Origin of the sequence: Desulfofundulus thermocisternus DSM 10259, from assembly GCF_000686645.1 — a bacterium.
Taxonomy (GTDB): domain Bacteria; phylum Bacillota; class Desulfotomaculia; order Desulfotomaculales; family Desulfovirgulaceae; genus Desulfofundulus; species Desulfofundulus australicus.
This window is the reverse complement of sequence record NZ_JMLG01000003.1, coordinates 34,252-56,224: the sequence shown is the minus strand read 5'-3', so window position 1 is coordinate 56,224 and position 21,973 is coordinate 34,252. Positions and strand designations below refer to the sequence as shown.

26 protein-coding genes are annotated in these 21,973 nt (G+C 55.1%); all 26 read left to right on the top strand.

Annotated elements, in window-relative coordinates:
- Window positions 1-49 precede the first annotated feature (49 nt).
- The 26 genes from spo0A (at window position 50) to BR83_RS0104160 (ending at window position 21,676) form a co-directional block, all read left to right on the top strand.
- Window positions 50-814 carry a sporulation transcription factor Spo0A gene (gene spo0A / locus BR83_RS0104295; protein WP_027356034.1) on the top strand — a complete coding sequence of 255 codons (765 nt, stop codon included), beginning with the start codon at window positions 50-52 and terminating at the stop codon, window positions 812-814.
- 113 nt (window positions 815-927) lie between these two features.
- Complete coding sequence (gene steA, locus BR83_RS0104290) at window positions 928-2,049, top strand: putative cytokinetic ring protein SteA (RefSeq protein ID WP_027356033.1); 1,122 nt, start codon at window positions 928-930, stop codon at window positions 2,047-2,049.
- A gap of 9 nt (window positions 2,050-2,058) precedes the next feature.
- Window positions 2,059-2,988: a copper transporter gene (locus tag BR83_RS0104285; protein WP_027356032.1), complete on the top strand. Its 930-nt coding sequence runs from the start codon at window positions 2,059-2,061 to the stop codon at window positions 2,986-2,988.
- Entirely contained in the window at window positions 2,945-3,619 is a 675-nt protein-coding gene (locus BR83_RS0104280) for a glycosyltransferase family 2 protein (RefSeq protein ID WP_027356031.1), read from the top strand. The genes BR83_RS0104285 and BR83_RS0104280 overlap by 44 nt, the downstream gene beginning before the upstream one ends.
- Window positions 3,620-3,670: 51 nt before the next feature.
- A complete protein-coding gene (locus tag BR83_RS0104275) occupies window positions 3,671-4,522 on the top strand; it encodes an MraY family glycosyltransferase (protein ID WP_034634496.1) in 852 nt (283 codons plus the stop codon).
- A 79-nt stretch (window positions 4,523-4,601) separates the two neighbouring features.
- A complete protein-coding gene (locus BR83_RS0104270; protein WP_027356029.1) occupies window positions 4,602-5,288 on the top strand; it encodes a hypothetical protein in 687 nt (228 codons plus the stop codon).
- A gap of 19 nt (window positions 5,289-5,307) precedes the next feature.
- A complete protein-coding gene (locus BR83_RS0104265; RefSeq protein WP_027356028.1) occupies window positions 5,308-5,535 on the top strand; it encodes a 4Fe-4S binding protein in 228 nt (75 codons plus the stop codon).
- On the top strand, window positions 5,528-6,589 hold the full coding sequence (locus BR83_RS0104260) for a 3-methyl-2-oxobutanoate dehydrogenase subunit VorB (RefSeq protein ID WP_027356027.1): 1,062 nt from the start codon (window positions 5,528-5,530) through the stop codon (window positions 6,587-6,589). Before BR83_RS0104265 ends, BR83_RS0104260 begins: the two co-directional genes overlap by 8 nt.
- The gene (locus BR83_RS0104255; RefSeq protein ID WP_027356026.1) at window positions 6,589-7,335 is read left to right on the top strand and encodes a thiamine pyrophosphate-dependent enzyme; all 747 of its coding nucleotides are present in this window, start codon (window positions 6,589-6,591) and stop codon (window positions 7,333-7,335) included. Before BR83_RS0104260 ends, BR83_RS0104255 begins: the two co-directional genes overlap by 1 nt.
- 1 nt (window position 7,336) lies before the next feature.
- The gene (locus BR83_RS0104250) at window positions 7,337-7,897 is read left to right on the top strand and encodes a 2-oxoacid:acceptor oxidoreductase family protein (RefSeq protein ID WP_027356025.1); all 561 of its coding nucleotides are present in this window, start codon (window positions 7,337-7,339) and stop codon (window positions 7,895-7,897) included.
- A gap of 36 nt (window positions 7,898-7,933) precedes the next feature.
- Complete coding sequence (locus BR83_RS0104245; RefSeq protein WP_027356024.1) at window positions 7,934-9,049, top strand: M20/M25/M40 family metallo-hydrolase; 1,116 nt, start codon at window positions 7,934-7,936, stop codon at window positions 9,047-9,049.
- A 19-nt stretch (window positions 9,050-9,068) separates the two neighbouring features.
- Window positions 9,069-10,211 (top strand): DUF3866 family protein, encoded by a 1,143-nt coding sequence (locus tag BR83_RS15055; RefSeq protein WP_051617879.1) that lies wholly within the window; start codon window positions 9,069-9,071, stop codon window positions 10,209-10,211.
- Window positions 10,212-10,482: 271 nt separating this feature from the next.
- Complete coding sequence (locus BR83_RS0104230) at window positions 10,483-11,142, top strand: hypothetical protein (RefSeq protein ID WP_034634493.1); 660 nt, start codon at window positions 10,483-10,485, stop codon at window positions 11,140-11,142.
- 78 nt (window positions 11,143-11,220) lie between these two features.
- Window positions 11,221-11,838 (top strand): stage II sporulation protein M, encoded by a 618-nt coding sequence (gene spoIIM / locus BR83_RS0104225; RefSeq protein WP_027356021.1) that lies wholly within the window; start codon window positions 11,221-11,223, stop codon window positions 11,836-11,838.
- 27 nt (window positions 11,839-11,865) lie between these two features.
- Window positions 11,866-12,135: a hypothetical protein gene (locus BR83_RS0104220; protein WP_027356020.1), complete on the top strand. Its 270-nt coding sequence runs from the start codon at window positions 11,866-11,868 to the stop codon at window positions 12,133-12,135.
- Window positions 12,136-12,281: 146 nt separating this feature from the next.
- The gene (locus tag BR83_RS0104210) at window positions 12,282-13,388 is read left to right on the top strand and encodes a DUF362 domain-containing protein (protein ID WP_027356019.1); all 1,107 of its coding nucleotides are present in this window, start codon (window positions 12,282-12,284) and stop codon (window positions 13,386-13,388) included.
- 98 nt (window positions 13,389-13,486) lie between these two features.
- On the top strand, window positions 13,487-13,642 hold the full coding sequence (locus tag BR83_RS17120) for a hypothetical protein (RefSeq protein ID WP_157832962.1): 156 nt from the start codon (window positions 13,487-13,489) through the stop codon (window positions 13,640-13,642).
- Between the two features lie 128 nt (window positions 13,643-13,770).
- Window positions 13,771-14,670 carry a site-specific tyrosine recombinase XerD gene (gene xerD / locus BR83_RS0104200; RefSeq protein WP_027356018.1) on the top strand — a complete coding sequence of 300 codons (900 nt, stop codon included), beginning with the start codon at window positions 13,771-13,773 and terminating at the stop codon, window positions 14,668-14,670.
- Between the two features lie 15 nt (window positions 14,671-14,685).
- The gene (locus BR83_RS0104195; RefSeq protein ID WP_027356017.1) at window positions 14,686-15,867 is read left to right on the top strand and encodes a phosphopentomutase; all 1,182 of its coding nucleotides are present in this window, start codon (window positions 14,686-14,688) and stop codon (window positions 15,865-15,867) included.
- A gap of 39 nt (window positions 15,868-15,906) precedes the next feature.
- The gene (locus tag BR83_RS0104190; RefSeq protein ID WP_027356016.1) at window positions 15,907-17,241 is read left to right on the top strand and encodes a pyrimidine-nucleoside phosphorylase; all 1,335 of its coding nucleotides are present in this window, start codon (window positions 15,907-15,909) and stop codon (window positions 17,239-17,241) included.
- 24 nt (window positions 17,242-17,265) lie between these two features.
- Window positions 17,266-18,192, top strand: a complete 927-nt coding sequence (locus BR83_RS0104185; RefSeq protein ID WP_027356015.1) for a DMT family transporter — start codon at window positions 17,266-17,268, stop codon at window positions 18,190-18,192.
- Window positions 18,193-18,329: 137 nt separating this feature from the next.
- A complete protein-coding gene (locus tag BR83_RS0104180) occupies window positions 18,330-18,701 on the top strand; it encodes a NifB/NifX family molybdenum-iron cluster-binding protein (protein WP_027356014.1) in 372 nt (123 codons plus the stop codon).
- 4 nt (window positions 18,702-18,705) lie between these two features.
- Window positions 18,706-19,635, top strand: coding sequence for a nucleotide-binding protein (locus BR83_RS15050; protein WP_084327066.1), 930 nt, complete (start codon window positions 18,706-18,708; stop codon window positions 19,633-19,635).
- Complete coding sequence (locus BR83_RS0104170; RefSeq protein ID WP_027356013.1) at window positions 19,550-20,410, top strand: ATP-binding protein; 861 nt, start codon at window positions 19,550-19,552, stop codon at window positions 20,408-20,410. Before BR83_RS15050 ends, BR83_RS0104170 begins: the two co-directional genes overlap by 86 nt.
- A 10-nt stretch (window positions 20,411-20,420) precedes the next feature.
- The gene (locus BR83_RS0104165; protein ID WP_027356012.1) at window positions 20,421-21,299 is read left to right on the top strand and encodes an Mrp/NBP35 family ATP-binding protein; all 879 of its coding nucleotides are present in this window, start codon (window positions 20,421-20,423) and stop codon (window positions 21,297-21,299) included.
- Entirely contained in the window at window positions 21,296-21,676 is a 381-nt protein-coding gene (locus BR83_RS0104160) for a NifB/NifX family molybdenum-iron cluster-binding protein (protein WP_027356011.1), read from the top strand. The genes BR83_RS0104165 and BR83_RS0104160 overlap by 4 nt, the downstream gene beginning before the upstream one ends.
- Window positions 21,677-21,973 lie beyond the last annotated feature (297 nt).

The following is a 21,973-nucleotide window of genomic DNA, read 5'->3' as shown; positions in this document are numbered from 1 at the left end:
AATACCATTATAGAGAAAATTATTTTATTTGTTCAGGAGGCGGGATTTAATGGTGAAAAAGACCGTTAAGGTGTTAATTGCTGATGATAATCGAGAGTTTTGCGAATTACTCAAAGAATTTATCCATCAACAAGAGGATTTTGAATTAACAGGTATAGCATATAATGGATTAGAGGCCCTGGAGTTAATAAAACAGCAAAAACCCGATATTGTTGTCCTTGATATCATTATGCCTCACCTGGATGGTATTGGTGTGCTGGAGAAGTTGGGAAATACTTCGCCCCGCCCCAAGGTAATAATGCTTACTGCTTTTGGACAGGAAAGCGTAACCCAGCGGGCAGTGGAGCTGGGAGCTGATTATTATATATTAAAACCCTTTGATTTCAGTGTTCTGGCAACGCGTATCCGGCAGCTTGCCGATGGCGTTAATGTCTCCCAGTACATATCTCCAAATAAAACTAAAAATCTCGATGTGGCGGTTACGAATATCATTCATGAGATGGGCGTTCCGGCCCATATAAAGGGATATCACTACTTGCGGGATGCCATCCTGGCAGTAATTAACGAGGTCAACCTGCTGGGGGCAGTGACCAAAGAACTTTACCCCATGATTGCCCAGAAATACCAGACCACACCCAGCCGGGTGGAAAGGGCCATCCGTCATGCCATAGAGCTGGCCTGGGATAGAGGGAACGTGGAAATGATGACCAAGTTTTTCGGCTATACAATAAATTTACAGAGAGGCAAGCCCACCAATTCTGAATTTATAGCCATGGTAGCGGACAAGCTTAGACTGGAGGCTAAAGTAAGTTAAAGCAGCCGGGAACCTGACCTACGGTCAGGTTTTTTTGCGAAACAGGGCCTTTTCTTGACTGGCTGTCACAAAAACTGTAAAATGTTAGAGAAATATTAAGGCGGTGAGATTATATGCACGTCAGGGGTATTGCCCGGGTGGACAAGCGGACGAAACACCTGGTCAAGCGCCTGGGGCCTCATGAAATAGCTGTTATCAACCATCCTGAGCTGGATGATGTGGCTGCCCGTTCCCTGGTGGAAGCCCGGGTACGGGCGGTAATTAATGCTGCCCCCTCTTTGAGCGATAAATATCCCAATCATGGTCCCCTGACTCTGGTCCAGGCAGGTATAATCCTGGTGGATAATGCCGGGGAGGGGATTATGGAACTGGTGGCGGAAGGGCAGGAAGTGGAGATTGTTGATGGCGTGATTTTCTGCCAGGGCCGCCAGGTGGCCTCCGGTCATATTCTCACTGCCGAGGAAATCAAACAAAAAATGGCACTGGCCCAGAAAAATATGGGCAATGTCCTTTCCCGTTTTGTGGAAAATACCCTGGAACATGCTCGCCACGAAATGAGCCTGATCAAGGGCGAGTACCAGCGGCCCTCTTTGCGTACTTCCTTCAAGGGAAGGCACGTGCTAATTGTGGTGCGGGGGCATAACTATAAGGAAGATCTCAGGGCCATTAAGTCTTACATTGATGAAATGCACCCGGTGCTGGTGGGCGTGGATGGGGGCGCCGACGCCCTGATCGAGTTTGGCTACCAGCCCGACGTCATCGTGGGGGATATGGACAGCGTTTCGGATAAAACCCTTCGTTCAGGGGCGGAGCTGGTGGTGCATGCCTATCCTGACGGTCGCGCTCCCGGGTTGCAGCGGATACAGCAACTGGGGTTAAAGGCGGCAATTTTTGCTGCTCCCGGGACCAGCGAGGATATAGCCATGCTCCTGGCGTATGACGGGGGAGCGGAATTAATAGTGGCGGTAGGTACCCATTTTTGTGTGGAGGACTTTTTGGAAAAAGGACGGCAGGGCATGGGGAGCACTTTTCTGGTGCGCCTGAAGGTGGGGTCGGTACTGGTTGATGCCAAAGGAGTGAGCAAGCTTTACCGCAATCGTCTCAAAGCCAGGTACCTGGCCCAGATTGTTCTCGCGGCCCTTTTACCCGCCGGCGTGGTTATTATTATTTCCCCGGCGACCAGGGAGCTTTTGCGCCTTTTATATATCCAGTTCCGCCTGTTGCTGGGGATATAGGTTGGTGGGATGATGATAATAGATTTAAAATATCATATTGCTTCCCTGGTGGCCGTTTTTCTTGCCCTGGGGATTGGCATACTGGTGGGCAGTACCCTGCTCGGGAATGATGCTTTAACCCGCCAGCAAAAGCAACTGGCGGATAAACTCATGTTGCAAATGGAGCAGCTCCGGGAAAAAAACGAAGCGGTGGAAGCACGGGCCAGTGCCCTGGAAATGGACAACGAAAGGCAAAAACAGTTCGAAAAGCAGGTGCTGCCGGTTCTGGTACGCGAGCGTTTGAGCGGCTACCGGCTGGCCATTATCGAAACAAACAGTTATGGATTTCCCGATGATCTTATTGCCACCCTGCGCCTGGCCGGGGCTGAGGTGCAGTCCATTACCACGGTGTTGAATGGTTTTTATATAGATGGCAACAGGCAGGCACTGGAGAAAAAACTGGGCTGGAGTAACCTGACTGATGAGCAACTGACCACCCGCCTGGCTGCGGAAATTGCCCGGGGACTGGTTAAAGGAAAGAATAAGGCAATGGAGGTCCTGGTGGAGGAGGATCTGCTTAAAATCAGCGGGAATTATGGAGTTCCCCTGGATGGTGTGATTATCATCGGCGGCAGCCAGGATCGCAAAATGGTCAGGGTTCAGGCCCTGGATTTGCCCCTGATCGATACTCTCTTGCAATACAAAGTGCCTGTCTACGGCGTGGAAGAAACCGGTGTCCTTTACTCCTATATGCAGGACTACCAGAAAAAACGCATTACTACTGTGGATAATATTGATACCATTCCCGGTCAGGTGGCTCTGGTATATGCGCTTACGGGCAAGCCGGGGCATTATGGCGTTAAACCTACCGCCCAGAAGTTTCTGCCCGAACTGGACGAAGGGGGACAGCCTGCTGATGGAAAAGGAACCAGCGGTATCGGTACTGATTCCCGCCTATAATGAGGCTGGACGGATCGGGGATACGTTGGAGGCTGTTTTATCCATTCCCGAGGTGGCGGAGGTGGTGGTGGTTGATGATGGTTCCACCGATGCCACGGCCGAAATAGCCCGGGCCTGCGGTGCCCGGGTAATCAGTCTTGAGCGCAACAGGGGCAAAGGTGAAGCTTTAAACCGGGGAGTGCCCCTCTGCACCCGGGATGTTATCCTGCTTATAGATGCCGACCTGGGAGCCAGTGCCGTGCAGGCCAGGAAGTTGCTGCTCCCCATCCTGGAAGACGAGGCCGATATGACGGTGGCCTGCTTCCCGGCAGCCAGGCGCAGGGGTGGATTCGGCCTGGTCAAGGGCCTGGCCCGGGCCGGGATCCGGTGGTATACGGGCCTGGTTATGGATGCCCCTTTGTCCGGGCAGCGGGCCCTGAAGCGGGAAGTGCTGCAGCATTTGCTGCCCTTTGCTTCCGGCTTCGGGGTGGAAGTGGGTATGACCATTAAAGCAGCCCGCCTGGGTTTCCGGGTCCGGGAAATTCCCGTGGTTATGACCCACCGGGAAACCGGGAGAGATTTAAAAGGATTTATCCACCGGGGAAAGCAATTCTGGCATGTGGCCAGGGTTCTCTGGCAGGCCAGAGGTTAGTTATAATAATGTCGTTGTAATATACCCTGGTCCATGGCGCGAGGTGTTTTTATGCCCTTGCAGATCACGGCTTTTTCATTTCCGGCTGCCCTGGTTATTACCATTTTTCTGGGAGCCATGTTCACCCGTCTTTTCCTGCCGGGGCTGATGGGGATGATTGTGGAAGCGGGTTTTGTACGCCCGAATTTCAGGGGTGAGGTTATTCCCCTGGGTGTGGGCCTGGTTTTTTCCCTGGCCACCGTGGCTTGTATAGTGATTCTCTACCCGTTTTTGCCGGGTCAGCTCCAGTTTTCCGCCCTGGCTTTTTCCCTGGCCCTGGTTGCCTTCACCTGCCTGGGGCTGGTGGATGATGTGTGGGGCTCCCGCAGGGACAGCGGTTTGAAAGGGCACCTGCGCAACCTCCTGCAGGGAAGGCTGACCACCGGAGCCCTCAAGGCCCTGGCCGGTGGAGGGGTAAGCCTTTTTCTGGCCACAGCAACCGGTCCCCTGGCCTGGGTACCGGTTAATGCTTTAACCCTGGCCCTGTCCGTAAATACCATCAACCTGCTGGATTTGCGTCCCGGCCGGGCGGGAAAGGGTTTTCTTCTGGGTTCCATCCTCCTGTTTGCCGCTGGCTGGGGACAGTGGTCGCTGGCATTCCTGGGCGCACTGGCGGGCAGCGTTATGGCCTACCTCACCGTGGATTTGAAGGCCAGGGCAATGATGGGGGATACGGGAGCAAACGCCCTGGGTGCCGCTCTGGGGCTTACGGCAATATGGGTATTGCCGGATGGTGTTAAGCTGGTTTATCTGGGGCTGCTCATTGTACTGCATGTGGTGGCCGAAAAATATTCTCTCACCGCCCTCATAGCCCGCAGCCCGCTGCTGGATCGCCTGGACCGGTGGGGCAGTGACCGGGAGTAAGCGGGGGTGAGCATTTTTTGTTACAGGGGGTAGGAGAAACGTTATTGCTGTCGAATTGTTTTGCATGGGGTGGTCCCTGATGGGCGCGGAGATGAAGAGAATAACCATTTTCACCGGCCACCTGGGGAGCGGAAAGACCGAACTGGCCATTAATTTTGCCCTTTCCCTGAAGGAACGGGGTTTACCCGCATCCATAGTCGACCTTGATGTGGTAAACCCTTATTTTCGTACCCGTCTGATAAAGGAAAAACTGGAGCAGCTGGGTTTAACTGTAATTTGCCCCCGGGGTGAGTGGATGAGGGCAGATTTACCGGCTCTACCTCCGGACATCCTTGGGGTACTGGAGGATCCGGCCCGGTACGGGGTTTTTGACGTGGGTGGTGATGATGTGGGGGCAACTGTTCTGGGGAGATTCAGGCCCCTGCTGCCTCCCGATGATTACCACCTGTGGCTGGTGGTTAACGCCTGCCGCCCTTTTACCAGGAGTAAGGACGATATTATCAAAATGCTGAAAAGTATCGAAAAAGCCTGCCGCCTGCAGGTGACGGGGCTGGTGAGTAATACCAATCTGGGGGCAGCTACTGGCTGGCAGACCATCCTGGAAGGGCACCAGGTGGTGCAGGATGCGGCCCGCCTTTTAAACCTGCCGGTGGTTATGGTGGCGGCGCGCCGGGATTTGGTGGAGAAGCTGCGGGCTCACCTTCCACCCGGATTTCCTGTGTTTGCATTAAATCTTTTCATGCAGGCTCCGTGGCAGGAGATGTAAGGTATTAGGAGGGAGATCTTTGGCTAGCGCACGGGTTACATTTAGGGAAGAACGCTGTAAGGGATGCGGACTTTGTGTTATTTTTTGCCCGAAGGGTATCATAGCCCTGGCCGAACATATCAACGGCATGGGGTTTCACCCGGCTACTGTTAAGGATCAGAGCAAATGCACCGGGTGTGCCACCTGCGCTCGCATGTGCCCTGATCTGGTGATTGAGGTGGAAAGGGAGGTGACCCGCGTTGGCTAAGGTTCTGATGAAAGGAAACGAAGCTATCGGGGAGGGTGCGGTCAGGGCAGGCTGCCGCTATTTTTTCGGTTATCCCATTACACCCCAGAGTGAACTGCCCCATTATCTGGCCAAACGCCTGCCGGAGGTGGGTGGGGTTTACCTGCAGTCGGAAAGTGAAACGGCTGCCATTAATATGGTCTATGGGGCTGCCGGGGCGGGTGCCCGGGTAATGACCTCTTCGTCCGGCCCCGGTATCAGCTTGATGCAGGAAGGCATTTCCTACCTGGCCGGGGCAGAATTGCCCTGTGTTATTGTAAACATGATCCGGGGTGGCCCGGGCCTGGGCAATATTGCTCCTGCCCAATCGGATTACTTTCAGGCCACCAGGGGCGGTGGTCACGGGGATTACCGGGTGATAGTTCTGGCCCCCGCTTCGGTGCAGGAGATCATTGATTTGATGCGACTGGCCTTTGACCTGGCGGACCGGTACCGCAATCCGGTGATGGTAGCAGGTGACGGCATCCTGGGACAGATGATGGAGCCGGTGGAGCTGGGAGAGGAAGAAGATGTTCAAATTCCCCCCCGGCCATGGGCGGCCGCCGGGCGGATGGGAGGAGAAAAAAAATTAATTAATTCCCTGTATATTGTTCCTGAAGAGCTGGAGCAGCATAACCTGAAACTGGCCCGGAAATACGCCTTGATTGCCAGTAAGGAACAGCGCTGGGAGGAATACCGTCTGGATGGGGCAAGACTGGTGCTGGTGGCCTTTGGAACTGTTGCCCGCATCTGTAAAGCGGTGGTGGACCGTTGCCGGGAAGAGGGTCTGGCGGTCGGGCTCATCCGGCCCATTACCCTGTGGCCCTATCCCCAGAAGGCATTCGAACCGCTGATGGGGAAAGTGGACAGCTTCCTGGTTGTGGAAATGAGCCTGGGGCAGATGGTGGAGGATGTGCGCCTGGCCGTAAATGGCCGTCACCCGGTACATTTCTACGGTCGCTGCGGCGGTATGCTTCCCGTGGCGGCAGATGTGGTTCAGGAAGTGAAAAAACTGTATGGGGGGGAAGGCAATTGATGAAAAAAGTTTTTACCAGGCCCCGGTCGTTGAAGGATATCCCCACCCATTACTGTCCCGGATGCACCCATGGTATTGTCCACCGCCTGGTGGCCGAGGTAATTGATGAGCTGGAGATTTTTGACCGTACCATAGGTGTGGCTCCGGTGGGATGTTCGGTTTTTGCTTATAATTACTTTGATTGCGATATGTTTCAGGCTTCCCACGGCCGTGCCCCGGCCGTAGCCACGGGAATCAAGCGGGTTCTGCCCGACCGGGTGGTCTTCACCTATCAGGGAGATGGTGACCTGGCGGCCATTGGAACGGGGGAGATCGTTCATGCCGCGGCCCGGGGAGAGAAATTTACAGTAATTTTTATTAATAACGCCATTTATGCCATGACGGGGGGCCAGATGGCTCCCACCACACTGCTGGGCCAGAAGACCACCACCACTCCTTACGGCCGGGATAAGGATATCAACGGCTACCCGGTAAAGATATCGGAAATGCTCAGCGTGCTGGATGGTACGGCCTACGTGGCCAGGGTATCCGTCCATGATCCGGCCCATGTGATCAAGGCCAGAAAGGCCATCAAACGGGCCTTCGAAGTGCAACTGGCCGGCCTTGGCTTTTCCCTGGTCGAGGTGCTCTCTGCGTGCCCCACTAACTGGGGATTATCCCCGGCGGAGGCCTTGAAATGGCTGGCTGAAAATATGATTCCCTACTATCCCCTGGGAGAATACAAGAAACCTGCGGAGGTTGGTTAAAATGTATGAGGCGATTTTAATTGCCGGCTTCGGAGGACAGGGGGTCCTATCTACAGGACAGCTCCTGGCTTATGCCGGCATGCTGGAAGGTAAGCACGTATCCTGGATACCCTCCTACGGTCCTGAGATGCGGGGCGGGACGGCCAATTGCGGCGTGACCATTTCCGATTCACCCATCAGTTCTCCGGTGGTTAGCGAACCCACTTCTCTAATTGTGATGAACCGCCCTTCCCTGGAGAAATTTGAGGAAAGTGTGGTTCCCGGGGGATTGCTTCTGGTCAACAGCTCCCTTATTGATATCAAGGCTACCCGTAAGGATATCCGGGTATATTATATACCGGCCAATGAACTGGCCGAAGAGCTGGGCGATGCCAGGGTTGCCGGCAACGTTATTCTGGGAGCATTGCTGGAACTGACGGGAGTTGTTTCCCTGGACGCGGTGGAAAAATCGCTGCGGGAAGTTCTACCCGCGCACCGGCACAAGCTTATTCCCCTCAACCGCCGGGCGCTGGAAACGGGTGCCGCCCTGGTCCGGCGTTCAACCGCCGTCCGGGCGGGGTAAGTGGCTGCTGGCGAAATCAATTATGGAGGGGTACTGATGGTTAATCGGGACAGGATCCTGGCCGAGTTCCTCGAACTGGTTCAGGTGGACAGTGTCAGCGGGCAGGAAAGGGCAATGGCGGACCTGCTGGCGGCCCGTTTGCAAGAACTGGGGCTGGAAGTAGAAGAGGACCGGGCCGGGGCCGAAACGGGAGGAGAAGCCGGTAACCTGATTGCCACCCTGCCGGCCCGGGGTCCGGAACGCCCCCTTTTGCTGGTAGCGCACATGGATACTGTGGAACCGGGCCGGGGCATTAAGCCGGTGGTGGAGAACGGGATTGTCCGTTCGGCCGGGAATACCATCCTGGGGGGCGATGACAAGGCCGGCATAGCGGCCATTTTAGAGGTGCTCCGGGTTATCGTGGAGCAAGAGCTTGCCCACGGCGGGCTGGAAGTGGTGTTTACCATCGGGGAAGAGGTGGGCCTTTTAGGGGCCAAACACCTGGATACCGGCCGGTTGCGTTCCTCGATGGGCTATGTTCTGGATTCCAGCGGACCGGCGGGAACCATAGTGGTGCAGGCTCCCACCCAGGATAAGATCGAGGCGGTTATCCATGGCCGGGCAGCCCATGCGGGGATTAATCCGGAGGATGGAATTAACGCTATTGCGGTGGCCGCCCATGCCGTGTCTCGCATGCAACTGGGGCGTATAGATGAAGAAACCACGGCCAACATCGGGGTAATCTCCGGGGGCAAGGCCACCAACATTGTTCCCGCTTACTGCCGCCTGGAAGGGGAAACCAGGAGCCTGGACGGGGGCAAGTGCCGTGCCCAAACGGCGGCCATGGTGGAGGTCCTCGAAAAAACAGCGGCCCAATTTCATGCCCGGGTGGAGATAACCACCACCACCCTTTACCCCGAGTTCAAACTGGATGAATCCCATCCTGCCGTTGTGCTGGCGAAAAAAGCGGCGGAAAGGCTGGGCCTGGTCCCGCAGCTTATTAAGACCGGCGGGGGCAGTGACGCCAACATTTTGAATTCCCGGGGCATAACCTGTGTCAACCTGGGAATTGCCATGCAAAAGGTCCATACCACCGAGGAATTCATCCGGGTGGAGGATCTGGCTACCAATGCCCGTTATCTCCTGGAAATCATCCGGATGATGACGGCATAGCTACAGGGGCGGGAGGAAAATGATCCGCATACGTACGGGGGAAGTTTTAGCAATTCAGGACAGGCGGCCGGGTCTGACGGAAATCCTGGTCAGGGTGGAAGGTAAGGAAGAGCGGGCCATCAATTATGACCTCCTCACCGGTCCGGTAAAACCGGGGGATATGGTGGTGCTTAATACCACCGCTGTCTATAAAAAGCTGGGTACCGGAGGTACCCATTTTGTTATGGCCAACCTGGCCAGCCCGGTACGTGATGTTTCCCCGCGGGGACATATTATGAAAGCCCGCTATACCCCCTCCCAGGTTAAAGTGCTGGCTGTGGAAGAGGAAGATCATCCCGGAAGCAGCAGCTTCAGGGCGGCCGATTCCCTGGACGGTATTCCGGTGGTTATAGCTTCCCTGCACAGCATGATTGCTCCGGCAGCGGCGGTAATTCACTGGATCACCCGTGGCAGGGCCCGGGTGGTCTATGTAATGACCGATGGAGGTGCCCTGCCCCTTCCTTTGAGCCGCCTGGTATTTCAACTGAAGGAAAAACAGCTCCTGGCGGCTACTGTGACCTGCGGCCACGCTTTTGGCGGCGATTATGAAGCCGTTACGGTATACAGCGGTTTGCTGGCTGCCCGGAGTGTAGCCCGGGCGGATATTATTATTGCGGCCATGGGTCCCGGTATTACCGGCACATCTTCCACTTTTGGCTTTACCGGGCTGGAACAGGGGGAGCTGGTCAATGCCGTACATATCCTGAAAGGACAGCCGGTAGCGGTGCCACGCCTCAGTTTTGCCGACAGCCGTGAACGCCACCGGGGATTGAGCCACCATACCAGGACCGCCCTGGGCCGGGTGGCCCTCGTTCCCTGTACCGTTCCCCTGCCTGTCCTGGGGGATGAAAAGCGCGCCCTGGTGTGGCGGCAGCTCCGGGAGAGCGGTATCCTGGACAGGCACCGGGTGGTCGTTGTGGAAGAAAACCCCACCCGGGAAGCCCTGCGGAGTTACGGGATCAACGTTACCACCATGGGACGGGATATGGATGAGGACCCGGAATTCTTCCTTGCCGCGGGGGCAGCGGGGGCTTATGCCGCCGGACTGTTTTTAAAAAATGCCGCCTCAATGCAGGGAAGCCCTGAGTGTGGTGTGCGGCGTATTCCCGGAGTATGGCAGTAATCATTCTTACCTTACCCACCAGCACAAAACCCTGTTTGCTGAAAAAAATTTGCACCGGCTTTGCCTCCTTCTGACTGCCTCGGGGCGGCTTCCCTTCACCGTTTTGTGCCGGGGCCGGCTGAACTGCGGCGTTGCGGTTTTCACGTCCGGCCCGGCGGGACAGCCGCCCTTCTGGTTTTCTGGCCCGGCAACAGTATCCTGCAACAGGGTACTGTTGAGTTTAAATATATGCCCGGGTATTTAATGGTATAACACAGCTCGAGGTGAGATCTTGGTACCCGTAGTAATCCTTACCGCTAACGCCAGTGGAGCTGCCTGGGCCGGAAAACAGGGCCTGGTGGTCCTGGTGGTGGATGTTATTGACATGTCCACCAGCCTGGAAGCAGCGCTGGATGAGGGTGCGGCGGCGGTTCTGGGAGCCAGCCCGGATGCAGCTGTCCCCCCGGTTCCCGTTGATCCCCTGGGGGTAGGCCGGCTGGCAGGAGAGAAGGCCCGGGAGCTGAATACCGGTGTGGTGGTGATAGCCGAGCCGCGCACCGGGCCCGAGGAGCGCCGCCGGGGGGCCGTTAAAAAGGTTCTCGGTGGCATTGCTGCCGCCGGTGCCAGGCTTGAGGCTGTAATACCCAATCTGGGTGCCGCTGTTGCTGAACTGGCTGACTTCAAAGGAAAGGTGGTGGTGGCAGCCACCGGCTCGGGGGGAGTAGCTTTTGACGCTGCATTAACGGCCGGGGCGCCGGCTGTAATGGCGGGAACGGTGGCCCGGACACGTCACAAGAAAGGCAGGGATCCGGCGATGGCAGCTGCCAGGCGCACCGTAGCAGCCGCCAGAAGCCTGGGTCGGGGTGTTGCCGTGGTTGCCGCCAGCAGCAATTCAGTGGAGGACCTGCTTGCTGCCCGCTACATTTATGACCTTATCCTCGAGCTTTTTTAATTTTCCCCTTCCCCAATCATATACTCCCTTTTCCTGCCATATATATGAGCATGGACAGGTTTGAAGGGAGGGGGAGTTTTGTTCGATGTTTTCCGCCATTCCCTGCGCAGCAACTGGCCCCTTTGCCTGCTGGTATTAATTTTTTTTCTTCTGGGTCTGGTTTGTGGTGCCCTGAACCTCAACTTCCTTTCCCCGGAACAGCTCCAGGAACTTCACGATTACATAGATACATTTATTAAAGAGGCCCGGAATCTAAACCTGGAAGCGGGCCGGGTAGCCTGGGAGGCCATGTACGGCAAGATGCTCGCCGTGGCCGTTCTGTATCTTTTGGGCTTGACGTTTATCGGCATTCCGGTTATTCTTGCTCTTATTTTTTTAAAAGGTTTTGCCCTGGGTTTTACCATCGCCTATCTCAATTATCACCTGGCCTGGAGCGGGTTGCTCCTGGTTCTGGCCTGTATAATCCCGCAGCACGTGCTTTACCTGCCCGCCCTGTTTGTGGCTACGGTAGCTTCTCTTTCTTTTGCCGTTGTGCTCTTTCCCCGTCCCACCAGTACCTGGAGCAGGATCTGGGGTTCCTTCGCCCGTTATACGGCCGTGATGATGGTGGCTCTTGCCGTGGCGGTAGGAGCGGGACTGGTAGAAGCTTTTCTAACCCCCTGGCTGGCCAGGATGGTTGCCGGGATCCTGAATTAAAGAAGGCGAGGGAGGGGAACCGGAAAGATGATGGTTATTATATTTCTAAAATCGTTGAAGCGCAAAATTATGTTCTGCCTGCGTATGCTGGTGGTCCTGGCCATCCTTGCCGTACTCTGCGGGCATATTTACAGCCTGATAAGATCGGGGGGTGCGCTGGACCAGCCCCGGTCCACTTCCCCCGGTACTTCCGTTTACAATCCCACACTTGGTCCCATTGATGCAGGCCGGGGCACGTTTATGGACCGGCTGTTTGATTATCTGCAGGAATATTACCGGGGAAAACATGGTCGTTGATACCTGCTTAAAATTTTAAAAAATAGAAGAAAGGAATTGGTTTTCTTTTGGAGAAAAGTATTTTATGCGACGGCGGTGTTTTGCCCGAGTTCCAGAAAGTGCCGCTGGATTTTATTAACAAATTGTTCTAGTGGAGGGATTTATTTTTGCCAGCCAGGGTTTTCTTGGCCGATATGCGGGCCAAACAGAAGGAAAATCTCCTGGACAAGGTGGAGAAGCTTTTCCGGCAGGCAGGCATGGAAAAGCTTATTGCCCCCAGGGATCTGGTGGCCTTTAAAATTCATTTCGGTGAGCGGGGCAATACGGGATATATACGGCCCCAGTTTATCCGCCGCCTGGTGGACAGGGTTAAAGAGCTGGGGGGGAAGCCCTTTCTTACCGATGCCAACACCCTGTATGTGGGCAGCCGTTCAAATGCGGTGGATCACCTGCAAACAGCCATTGAGAACGGTTTTGCCTATGCCGTGGTCGGAGCCCCCCTGGTCATTGCCGACGGGTTGACGGGCAAGGATTACATTAACGTGCCGGTTAATTTAAAGCATTTTAAAGAAGTAAAAATTGGCAGTGCCCTTGTTCATGCAGATGCCCTTCTGGTGGTAAGCCATTTCAAGTGTCATGAACTGACCGGTTTCGGCGGTGCTCTCAAAAATATCGGGATGGGGTCGGGTGCGCGCAGCGGAAAGCAGATGATGCATTCAGATGTCCTGCCCGATGTGAACCCTGAAAAGTGTGAGGGTTGTGCCAGGTGTACCCGCTGGTGCCCGGCAGGGGCCATTACCCTGTCCAGGGAAACTAAAAAGGCAGTTATCGATCATGAAAAGTGCATTGGCTGCGGGGAATGTACGGTTACCTGCCCTGTAGAAGCCATAGACATTAACTGGAAGACGGAGCCGGAGGCAATCCAGGAAAAAATTGTGGAATATGCTGCCGGGGTGCTGCAAAATAAAAAGGGGAAAGCCGGCTTCATCAACTTCGTAACCAATGTGTCGCCTGAATGTGACTGCGTAAGCTGGACCGACGCACCCATTGTGCGGGATATCGGTATCCTGGCTTCACTGGATCCGGTGGCGCTGGATCAGGCCTGTGCCGATCTGGTTAACGGGGAGAAGGTTTTGCCCGGCTCCCGTTTGGAGGGACGGGAGGTGCAGGATGTATTCCGTGCCCTGTGGCCCCGGGCAGCCTGGGAGCGCCAGCTAACCTACGGGGAAGAAATTGGTCTGGGTACCCGTGAATATGAACTGATAAAAATTTAATGCCTTTAAATGTTCCTGGAACCTTCCCCCTTCTGGTAACGTCTATAGGGATATAAGTGATTAACTTTTAAGATACCAGTGCGGGGAAGGGATCATTTATGGATCAAAAAATCTCTCTGGGCCTGCTGGCAGTGCTGCTCCTGATTATGCTTTTCATTTTGGCGTTAATGCACTCACCGTACCCACCTTTAGAGGATTCCGCGGCCGGTGGGTTGATGCAGGGTATGCTTACCTTCAGGCTCATGATGTGCTGATGTTTGGATACCCGTCCACAGGAACTCTGGTTTTAAGCCAGAGTCCTTTTTGTTTGGGAAACAAGAAGGATTAAAGGACCAGTCGTGGAAATAACAAGGATTAAAAGTTTATACGGGAGCGATAGGCTTTGGAAGATCTGGTTGATGCCTTCATTCATTATCTGGCGGTGGAAAAGGGGCTGGCTCGAAACACTACCAGTTCTTACCGGTTCGATTTGAACCAGTACTGGTTATTCTGCCAGGCCCAGCAGCTGGATCCCCTGAAGGAAGGTCGCGGTGCCGTGATGGCATACCTGCTCAAGTTGAAAAAAGACGGGCGGGCTCCCTCAACTGTATCCCGGCACCTGGCGGCCTTAAAGTCATTTTACCGTTTTCTGGTGCAGGAAGGGGTGATATCCGCCGATCCTACAGCAAATCTGGAGTCGCCCCGCCTGGCCCAGCGGCTGCCGAGGGTTTTAACTCCGGAAGAGGTAGACAGGCTCCTGGCGCAGCCCCGTACCTCCTCGGCTGCCGGCCTGAGAGATAAAGCCATGCTGGAACTGCTCTATGCCACCGGCCTGCGGGTAAGCGAGCTGATCTCTCTGGATCTGGCCGATGTTAATCTGGAGCATGGTTTCGTGCGCTGTTTTGGCAAGGGTTCTAAAGAACGCATAATACCCCTGGGTTCCGTAGCTGCCTTTTATGTATCCGAATACCTCAAACGGGCCAGGGCAAAACTAACCAGGGGCCGCAGTACCCCGGCCCTTTTTATCAACCAGCAGGGGCACCGCCTCACCCGTCAGGGTTTCTGGAAAATAATCAAGAAGTATGCCCGCCAGGGACGCATCACCAAGGTTATCACTCCCCATACTTTACGACATTCCTTTGCCACCCATTTATTGGAAAACGGTGCCGATCTGCGGTCGGTTCAGGAACTCCTCGGTCACGCTGATATTGCCACCACGCAAATATACACCCATTTAACCCGTACCAGGTTGCGGGAGATTTACGATCGCGCCCATCCCCGGGCGCAACGGCAGCAGAAATAAAAGGAGCTGGTTCATTTGCAGGCCATCATCAACCGGCTTACCCTCATTGTTCTTGATAGTGTGGGTATCGGAGAACTTCCCGATGCCGAAAGATATGGAGATAGAGGAAGCAACACTCTGGCCAATACTGCCCGGGCGGTAGGTGGGCTCAACCTGCCCAACCTGGGCCGCCTGGGCCTGGGAAATATCCTGGCAATTGAAGGAGTTCCGCCGGTGAAGCAACCCCTGGCTGCTTACGGGCGGATGGCCGAGGCTTCGGCGGGCAAGGATACCACTACCGGTCACTGGGAAATTGCCGGCTTGCTGTTGGAGCGCCCTTTTCCCGTTTATCCCCACGGCTTTCCCCCGGAAATAATTGAGCCCTTTGAGAAACGCATTGGCCGGCCCGTTCTGGGCAACAGGGCGGCTTCGGGTACAGCCATCATTGAAGAACTGGGAGAGGAGCACATCAGGACCGGGTATCCCATAGTTTATACTTCCGCCGATAGTGTCTTTCAAATTGCCGCCCACGAGGAAGTTATCCCGGTGGATGAGTTATACCGGATGTGCCGGGTGGCCAGGGAGCTGCTCACCGGTCCCCATGCCGTGGGCCGGGTTATAGCCCGGCCCTTTGTGGGAACACCCGGTGCTTTTAAACGGACCGACAGGCGGCGGGATTTTTCCCTTCCCCCGCCTGCACCAACCGTTCTCGATTTGCTTACCCAAAATGGCTATCCCGTCCTGGCCGTGGGCAAAATTGAGGATATCTTTGCAGGCCGGGGCATTACCGAAGCAATACATACTAAAGATAATATGGACGGGGTTGACCGGACCATTGCCTGTATGCGGCGCCTGGAACGAGGGCTGATTTTTACCAACCTGGTAGATTTTGATATGTTATACGGTCACCGCAACAATCCCCGGGGATATGCCGCGGCCCTGGAGGCTTTTGACCGGCGGCTTCCGGAAATTTTAAGTGCGGTCAGGGCCGATGAAGTTTTGATTATTACCGCCGATCACGGCTGCGATCCCACCACCAGCAGTACGGATCACAGCCGGGAATATGTACCCCTTCTGGTTTACGGCCCCCTGGTTGAGCCGGGAGTAAATCTGGGAACCCGGAGCACTTTCAGCGACGTGGCGGCCTCCGTGGCCGAGTTTTTCGGGCTTTCCTATCCCCGGGGAACCAGTTTCGTCCGGGAAGTGGTTATCCGGTAGCACCGGCACCGTCAGGAAAATTATTCTGAGGTGAAAATCATGCGCATGTACGATATAATCCTGAAAAAACGCCAGGGATTGGAACTATCCACGGAAGAAATCAATTTTTTTATCCGGGGATATACGGCCGGGGAGATACCCGATTACCAGGCTGCGGCGTTGTTAATGGCTATTTTCTTTCAGGGTCTGAATTTCCGGGAGACGGCTGACCTTACCGTGGCCATGGCCGGGTCGGGCGATCAGGTAGACCTCTCAGGAATTCCCGGTTGCAAGGTGGATAAACACAGTACCGGCGGTGTAGGGGATAAAACTACCCTGGTGCTGGCTCCGCTGGTAGCCGCTGCGGGGGTGCCCGTGGCCAAAATGTCCGGCCGGGGGCTGGGTCATACGGGGGGAACCGTGGATAAGCTGGAATCCATTCCCGGGTTTAAGGTGAATCTTTCCCCGGATGATTTCATACGCCAGGTCAGGGAGATTGGCGTGGCCATAGTGGCTCAAACGGGCAACCTGGTGCCGGCAGACAAGAAGCTATACGCGTTGCGGGATGTGACGGCCACGGTGGACAGTATTCCCCTGATTGCCTCCAGCGTGATGAGTAAAAAAATTGCGGCCGGGGCAGATGCTATCGTCCTGGATGTGAAGACGGGAAACGGGGCTTTTATGCGGTCTGTGGAGGACGCTTCAGCCCTGGCCCGGACCATGGTAGCCATCGGTCGCCTGGCGGGTAAAAAGGTAGTGGCTCTAATAAGCGATATGGAGCAGCCCCTTGGTTTTGCTGCCGGCAATGCACTGGAAGTGCGGGAAGCCATTGAAACCCTGTCCGGCCGGGGACCATCCGATTTGCGGGAGCTGTGTCTATTGCTGGGGAGCCACATGCTCGTCCTGGCCGGTGTGACATCCCGGGTCGAGGATGGCATAAAGCTGCTGACCGGTTTGCTCGAGCGGGGGCATGCCCTGGCTAAATTCCGGGAAATGGTGCAGGCTCAGGGAGGCGATCCGCGGGTGGTGGATGAACCGGATCGTTTACCGGAAGCCTCGCAAAAGGAGCAGGTAACCGCACAGGAAAATGGGTTTGTGGCGGCCATCCATGCCGAAATGATTGGCCGGGCTGCCATGCTCCTGGGAGCAGGTCGCAAAACCAGGGAAGACACCATCGATCCGGCTGTGGGGGTGGTAGTGCATAAAAAGGTGGGGGATCGGGTTGGCAGGGGGGATGCCCTGGCTACCCTGCATATTAACAGCCGGGAGAATCTGGCCCTGGTCCGGCAGCTGGTTGCCGGGGCTTTTCATCTCAGTACCGCTGCCCCTCCGGCAAGGGAACTGGTTTACAGTGTAATTGGCTATGGGGATAATGATACGGATATCAACCAGTAGTTTTCAAAAAGGAGTGGAGATTCCTTGAAGGATCAGTGGAGGGGCTTTTTTTTCGTGGTTATGGCCGCTTTTTTATGGGGCCTTTCCGGTAATGTGGCCAAATATTTATTTAACCAGCAGGTTGATCCCCTGGATGTAGTGCAGATGCGGCTGTTTTTATCTTTTGTATTTCTTCTTTTTTACCTGGTCGTGGTCCACCGTTCTCTTATTCTGATCAGGAAAGAGGACGTAGCTTACATGATCATTTTCGGTACCTTCGGCGTAACTGCCGTCCAGTCCACCTATCTCCTGGCCATCAGCCAGACCAATGTGGCCACGGCTATTTTCCTGCAGTACCTGGCTCCGGTACTGGTTTTGGGTTACGGGCTTATACGGGGTCAGGAAAAATTAACCTTACCCAGCGGTTCTGCTCTCTTTTTTTCTGTCCTGGGTGGTTTTCTGATGGTTAAGGGCAATCCCGGTGCCGGGCTGGCAGTAAATATTCCCGGCCTTACTGCCGGGCTTGCTTCCGCCGCCACTTTTGCTTTTTATACCCTTTACGGTAAAAAGGGCCTGGCCAGTTATTCCCCCTGGACGTTATTGCTCTACGGTTTTGGCGTGGGCAGCGTGGTATTCAGCTTTTACCGCCTACCATGGCTTACCCTGGCTCACTACTCCTGGCGGGAATGGCTCTTTTTTATTTACATTGCCCTTTTTGCTTCTATCCTGCCCTTTGGCTTTTATTTTAAAGGGTTGAGTTACTTGAGCCCCATCAAGACAAACCTGACCAGCACCCTCGAACCGGTAATTGCCGGTATACTGGCCTACCTGCTGCTCGGCGAGAAATTAACTCCCTGGCAGGTCCTGGGCTGTGTCTTTATCCTGGCTGGAGTAATCTTGATTCAGCTTTCCGGCCTCAGGCCGGTACGAAGCAACTTAAATGATGCTATCGCTAAAACCAGAACCGGTTAGCGGTTATCCCCAGGAAGTCGCATTATTAAATCCCCGGCCTTCCTATATATGCCGGGGATATTTTTTAAATCGTAGTTGACATTTGTCTATAACAGGAATAGAATAGTTATGGACTATAGTTCAAAAGGAGGGAGCCCATGAAAGTAGCTGTTTGTGCCCGGGAAAGCCATATAAATTCCCCGGTGGATCAGCGCTTTGGCCGCTGTCCGTATTTTGTCGTGGTGGACGTGGACAGCGGGGATTGGGAAGGGCTGCCGAATACGGGGTGCCATTCCGGGGGTGGCGCCGGTATTCAGACGGCTCAGTTGCTGGTCAACGCCGGGGTCAAAGCAGTTCTCGTAGACCGGATCGGTCCCAATGCCATGGAAGTGCTGGCCAGGGCTGGCATCCAGGTCTACGAAGGAATTAGCGGTACGGTAAGCCAGAGCGTTGAGGCTTACCGGCAGGGACATTTAAAGCTCCTTAGCCAGCCGAACTCTCCCCGTCATAGTCGTAGAGGAAGGAGCTAGTGTTATGCTTGTTGCCGTAGCCAGCGGTAAAGGGGGTACGGGTAAAACTACTTTGGCCAGCAGCCTGGCTCTGGTAGCCGCGGAAAAAGGGAAGGTCATGTTTCTCGACTGCGATGTGGAAGAACCCAACGGTCATATTATGCTCAAGCCGCGCTGGGAAAAAAAAGAAGCCGTACGGGTTCCGGTACCGGAAATTAACCAGGAGAAATGCACTTTCTGCGGCAGGTGTGCCGAAATTTGTGCCTTTCATGCCCTGGTGGTTCTTCCGCAGGAGGTTCTGCTTTTCCCCACCATGTGTCACGGTTGCGGGGGGTGCTGGCATCTCTGTCCGGCCGGGGCTATTTCCCCCGGGTGGCGGGAAATAGGACTGGTGGAGGAAGGTTCAAGTGAGGGGATCGGCTTTGTCCGGGGCCGGTTGAATGTGGGCGAGGCAATCAGCCCTCCCCTTATCGAAGCAGTTAAGGAGCGGTGCCGGCCGGGGGAGCTGAATATACTTGACGCGCCGCCGGGAACTTCATGTCCGGTGATTCGGACAGTAAAAGGTGCCGATTTTTGCCTGCTGGTTACCGAGCCTACGCCTTTTGGACTTCACGATCTGGAGCTGGCCTGTGAGATGGTGGCCAGCCTGGGAGTGCCCTGTGGGGTTGTGGTTAACCGTTCGGATGGCGACGATCGTCTCATACGCCAGTTCTGCCAGCAGAATAACCTCCCTTTACTGCTCCAGCTACCCCATGACCGGGAGGTGGCCAGGGGTTATGCCCGGGGCATTCCTGCGGTCAAGGTGCGCCCGGAGTGGAAAGAATACTTTGCAGCGCTGCTTTCTTTTATAGAGGAAGGGGGGTGCACCGGTGCGCGAACTGGTGGTGCTCAGCGGGAAGGGAGGCACGGGCAAGACTACCGTCTGCGGGAGTCTGGCCGTACTGGCTCCCGGTAAGGTGCTGGCCGACTGTGATGTGGATGCGGCAAACCTGTACCTGCTGCTGGATCCCGTGGTCAAATCCGCTTCCCCTTTTTATGGCTTGAAGAAAGCTACCATCAACAAGGAAAAGTGCCTGGGTTGCAACCTTTGCCTGCATTTGTGCCGGTATGATGCCATAAGGCCAGGGTTTGTGGTGGACCCCGTTCTCTGTGAAGGGTGTGCCCTTTGTTACCACGCCTGCCCCTGCGGGGCCGTAGAGATGGTGGATCACGTGGCCGGGCATTTATTTCATTCCGAGACCAGATATGGCCCCCTGGTGCATGCCCGGCTGGGTATAGCCGAGGATAACTCGGGAAAACTGGTGGCGGCGGTACGTAAAGAAGCCCGCCGCCTGGCTGAGGAAGAAAAAAAAGAATTAATTATAACCGATGGTCCGCCCGGTATAGGCTGCCCGGTAATTTCCTGCCTCTCGGGAACGGATCTGGTGCTGGTGGTAACTGAACCTACTTTTTCCGGAAAGCACGATCTGGAACGGGTTCTGGATCTGGCTGAGCATTTTGGATGCCGGGCCGCTGTATGCGTAAATAAGTGGGACCTGGAGCCGGAGAATACCCGGGCGGTGGAATCGCTCTGCAACCGGCGCCGGGTTCCCGTGGTGGGGCACCTGCCCTACGATGAAAGTGCAGTGGAAGCAGTTAAAAGAGGCCGGCCGGTTATCCTGGAATGTTCCAGAACCATGGAAAAGGGAATTCTGGCCTTATGGGATCAGCTTAAAGCTCTACTGAATTGAGGTGATAGTTATGCCTGTAAATGATGAAAAATGCAGTACCTGTAAGGACAGGGATACCGGACAATGCGACCCTGAAAAATGTGCGGGGCCTTCCGTACTGCCCCTCAACGAGGCCAGCGATATTAAACGGGTTGTTGCGGTTGTAAGCGGTAAAGGCGGTGTGGGCAAGTCTTCGGTCAGCGCCCTTCTGGCTGTTGCCCTTGCCCGGCGTGGTAACCGGGTAGGTATCCTGGATGCGGATATAACCGGCCCGAGTATTCCCAAGCTTTTCGGGGTAATCGACCGCCCGGAACAATTCAATAAATTTATTTTGCCGGCAAGGACAATAACGGGTATCCGGCTGATGTCGTTGAACCTTCTGCTGCCCCAGGAAGACGACCCGGTAATCTGGCGGGGTCCAATCCTGTCCAGCGCCGTCAAACAGTTCTGGACCGACGTGGCCTGGGGCGAGCTGGATTACCTGATTGTGGACATGCCTCCGGGTACGGGGGATGTACCGCTGACAGTAATGCAATCCCTGCCGCTGGACGGGCTGCTGATTGTTTCTTCTCCCCAGGATCTGGCCATGATGGTGGTAAAAAAGGCTATAAAAATGGCGCGTCTTATTAACGTACCCATTCTGGGGCTGGTGGAGAATATGAGTTACCTGCTCTGCCCCCACTGTGGCGAGAAAATTCAACTTTTTGGTTCGAGCCACGTGGAAGAGGCGGCGCGGAAAAACGACCTGCCGATACTGGCCGTCCTTCCCGTAGATCCGAAATTAACGGAGCTTGGTGATGCCGGGCTTATTGAAAACTACAACGGACCTTCCATGCAGGGCTTTGAGAACCTGGTGGATTTTCTGGACAAAACACTGGATAAAAAAACCAAGGAGCGTGAAAGAGCATGAAAATTGCCCTCCCCAACGATCGTGGTCGGGTAAATCAGCATTTTGGCAGGAGTGAAGAATTTGTTATTTTCGAGATGTCGGGTCAGGAAATTAAAGGCCGGGAAACGATCTCAACTGTTACCCTGCAGCATAATCATGAGGGCCTGGCCGAGTTGTTTAAAAGCAAGGGGGTTGAAGTATTAATCCTCGGCGGTGTGGGCCCCCGTGCCATCCAGGCGCTGCAGCAGTATGGCCTTCGGGTTATTACCGGTGCGAGCGGTAATGTGGAAGAAGTAGCCCGGGCCTATGCCCGGGGAGAACTGGTCAGCCAGGGGATTATATGCAACCATGGTCATGGTCACGGCAATCACTGTCACCACGGTCCGGGGTGCAGCTAAGGATGGTAGAAATAAAGGAGGCTTTTAAACCCCTCCCCAGATTGTTGACAAAGTACTTTGGGGATGTGCCCTGGTTTTACTCGTCGCTCCCGGTCGTTTCGCTGGCCGGGCCATAAGGCCTCAGCTCCGGTCTTCGGCGGGTACAGGCCACATTCACACATCCTGTGTTCAGGTGGCCTCCGCGGACGTCCTGTCCGCGGCCCCGCCTCATCCCGTCGCTTCGGCCTGGCCCGGCAGCGCTCACTCCAGGTCGCTCCTCTGTAAAACCAGGGCACATAAAAAGATTGCCAGCAATCT

Excerpts from the sequence above, each read along its gene's own strand:
- BR83_RS0104245 (WP_027356024.1), top strand. The coding sequence starts at position 7,934 with ATGGTTAATCGGGACAGGATCCTGGCCGAGTTCCTCGAACTGGTTCAG.
- BR83_RS0104250 (WP_027356025.1), top strand. The coding sequence starts at position 7,337 with ATGTATGAGGCGATTTTAATTGCCGGCTTCGGAGGACAGGGGGTCCTA.
- steA (WP_027356033.1), top strand. The coding sequence starts at position 928 with ATGCACGTCAGGGGTATTGCCCGGGTGGACAAGCGGACGAAACACCTG.
- BR83_RS0104220 (WP_027356020.1), top strand. The coding sequence starts at position 11,866 with ATGATGGTTATTATATTTCTAAAATCGTTGAAGCGCAAAATTATGTTC.
- BR83_RS0104180 (WP_027356014.1), top strand. The coding sequence starts at position 18,330 with ATGAAAGTAGCTGTTTGTGCCCGGGAAAGCCATATAAATTCCCCGGTG.
- BR83_RS0104285 (WP_027356032.1), top strand. The coding sequence starts at position 2,059 with ATGATGATAATAGATTTAAAATATCATATTGCTTCCCTGGTGGCCGTT.
- BR83_RS17120 (WP_157832962.1), top strand. The coding sequence starts at position 13,487 with ATGGATCAAAAAATCTCTCTGGGCCTGCTGGCAGTGCTGCTCCTGATT.
- BR83_RS0104280 (WP_027356031.1), top strand. The coding sequence starts at position 2,945 with ATGGAAAAGGAACCAGCGGTATCGGTACTGATTCCCGCCTATAATGAG.
- BR83_RS0104160 (WP_027356011.1), top strand. The coding sequence starts at position 21,296 with ATGAAAATTGCCCTCCCCAACGATCGTGGTCGGGTAAATCAGCATTTT.
- BR83_RS0104255 (WP_027356026.1), top strand. The coding sequence starts at position 6,589 with ATGAAAAAAGTTTTTACCAGGCCCCGGTCGTTGAAGGATATCCCCACC.
- BR83_RS15050 (WP_084327066.1), top strand. The coding sequence starts at position 18,706 with ATGCTTGTTGCCGTAGCCAGCGGTAAAGGGGGTACGGGTAAAACTACT.
- BR83_RS0104165 (WP_027356012.1), top strand. The coding sequence starts at position 20,421 with ATGCCTGTAAATGATGAAAAATGCAGTACCTGTAAGGACAGGGATACC.
- BR83_RS0104275 (WP_034634496.1), top strand. The coding sequence starts at position 3,671 with ATGCCCTTGCAGATCACGGCTTTTTCATTTCCGGCTGCCCTGGTTATT.
- BR83_RS15055 (WP_051617879.1), top strand. The coding sequence starts at position 9,069 with ATGATCCGCATACGTACGGGGGAAGTTTTAGCAATTCAGGACAGGCGG.
- spo0A (WP_027356034.1), top strand. The coding sequence starts at position 50 with ATGGTGAAAAAGACCGTTAAGGTGTTAATTGCTGATGATAATCGAGAG.
- BR83_RS0104270 (WP_027356029.1), top strand. The coding sequence starts at position 4,602 with ATGGGCGCGGAGATGAAGAGAATAACCATTTTCACCGGCCACCTGGGG.
- BR83_RS0104190 (WP_027356016.1), top strand. The coding sequence starts at position 15,907 with ATGCGCATGTACGATATAATCCTGAAAAAACGCCAGGGATTGGAACTA.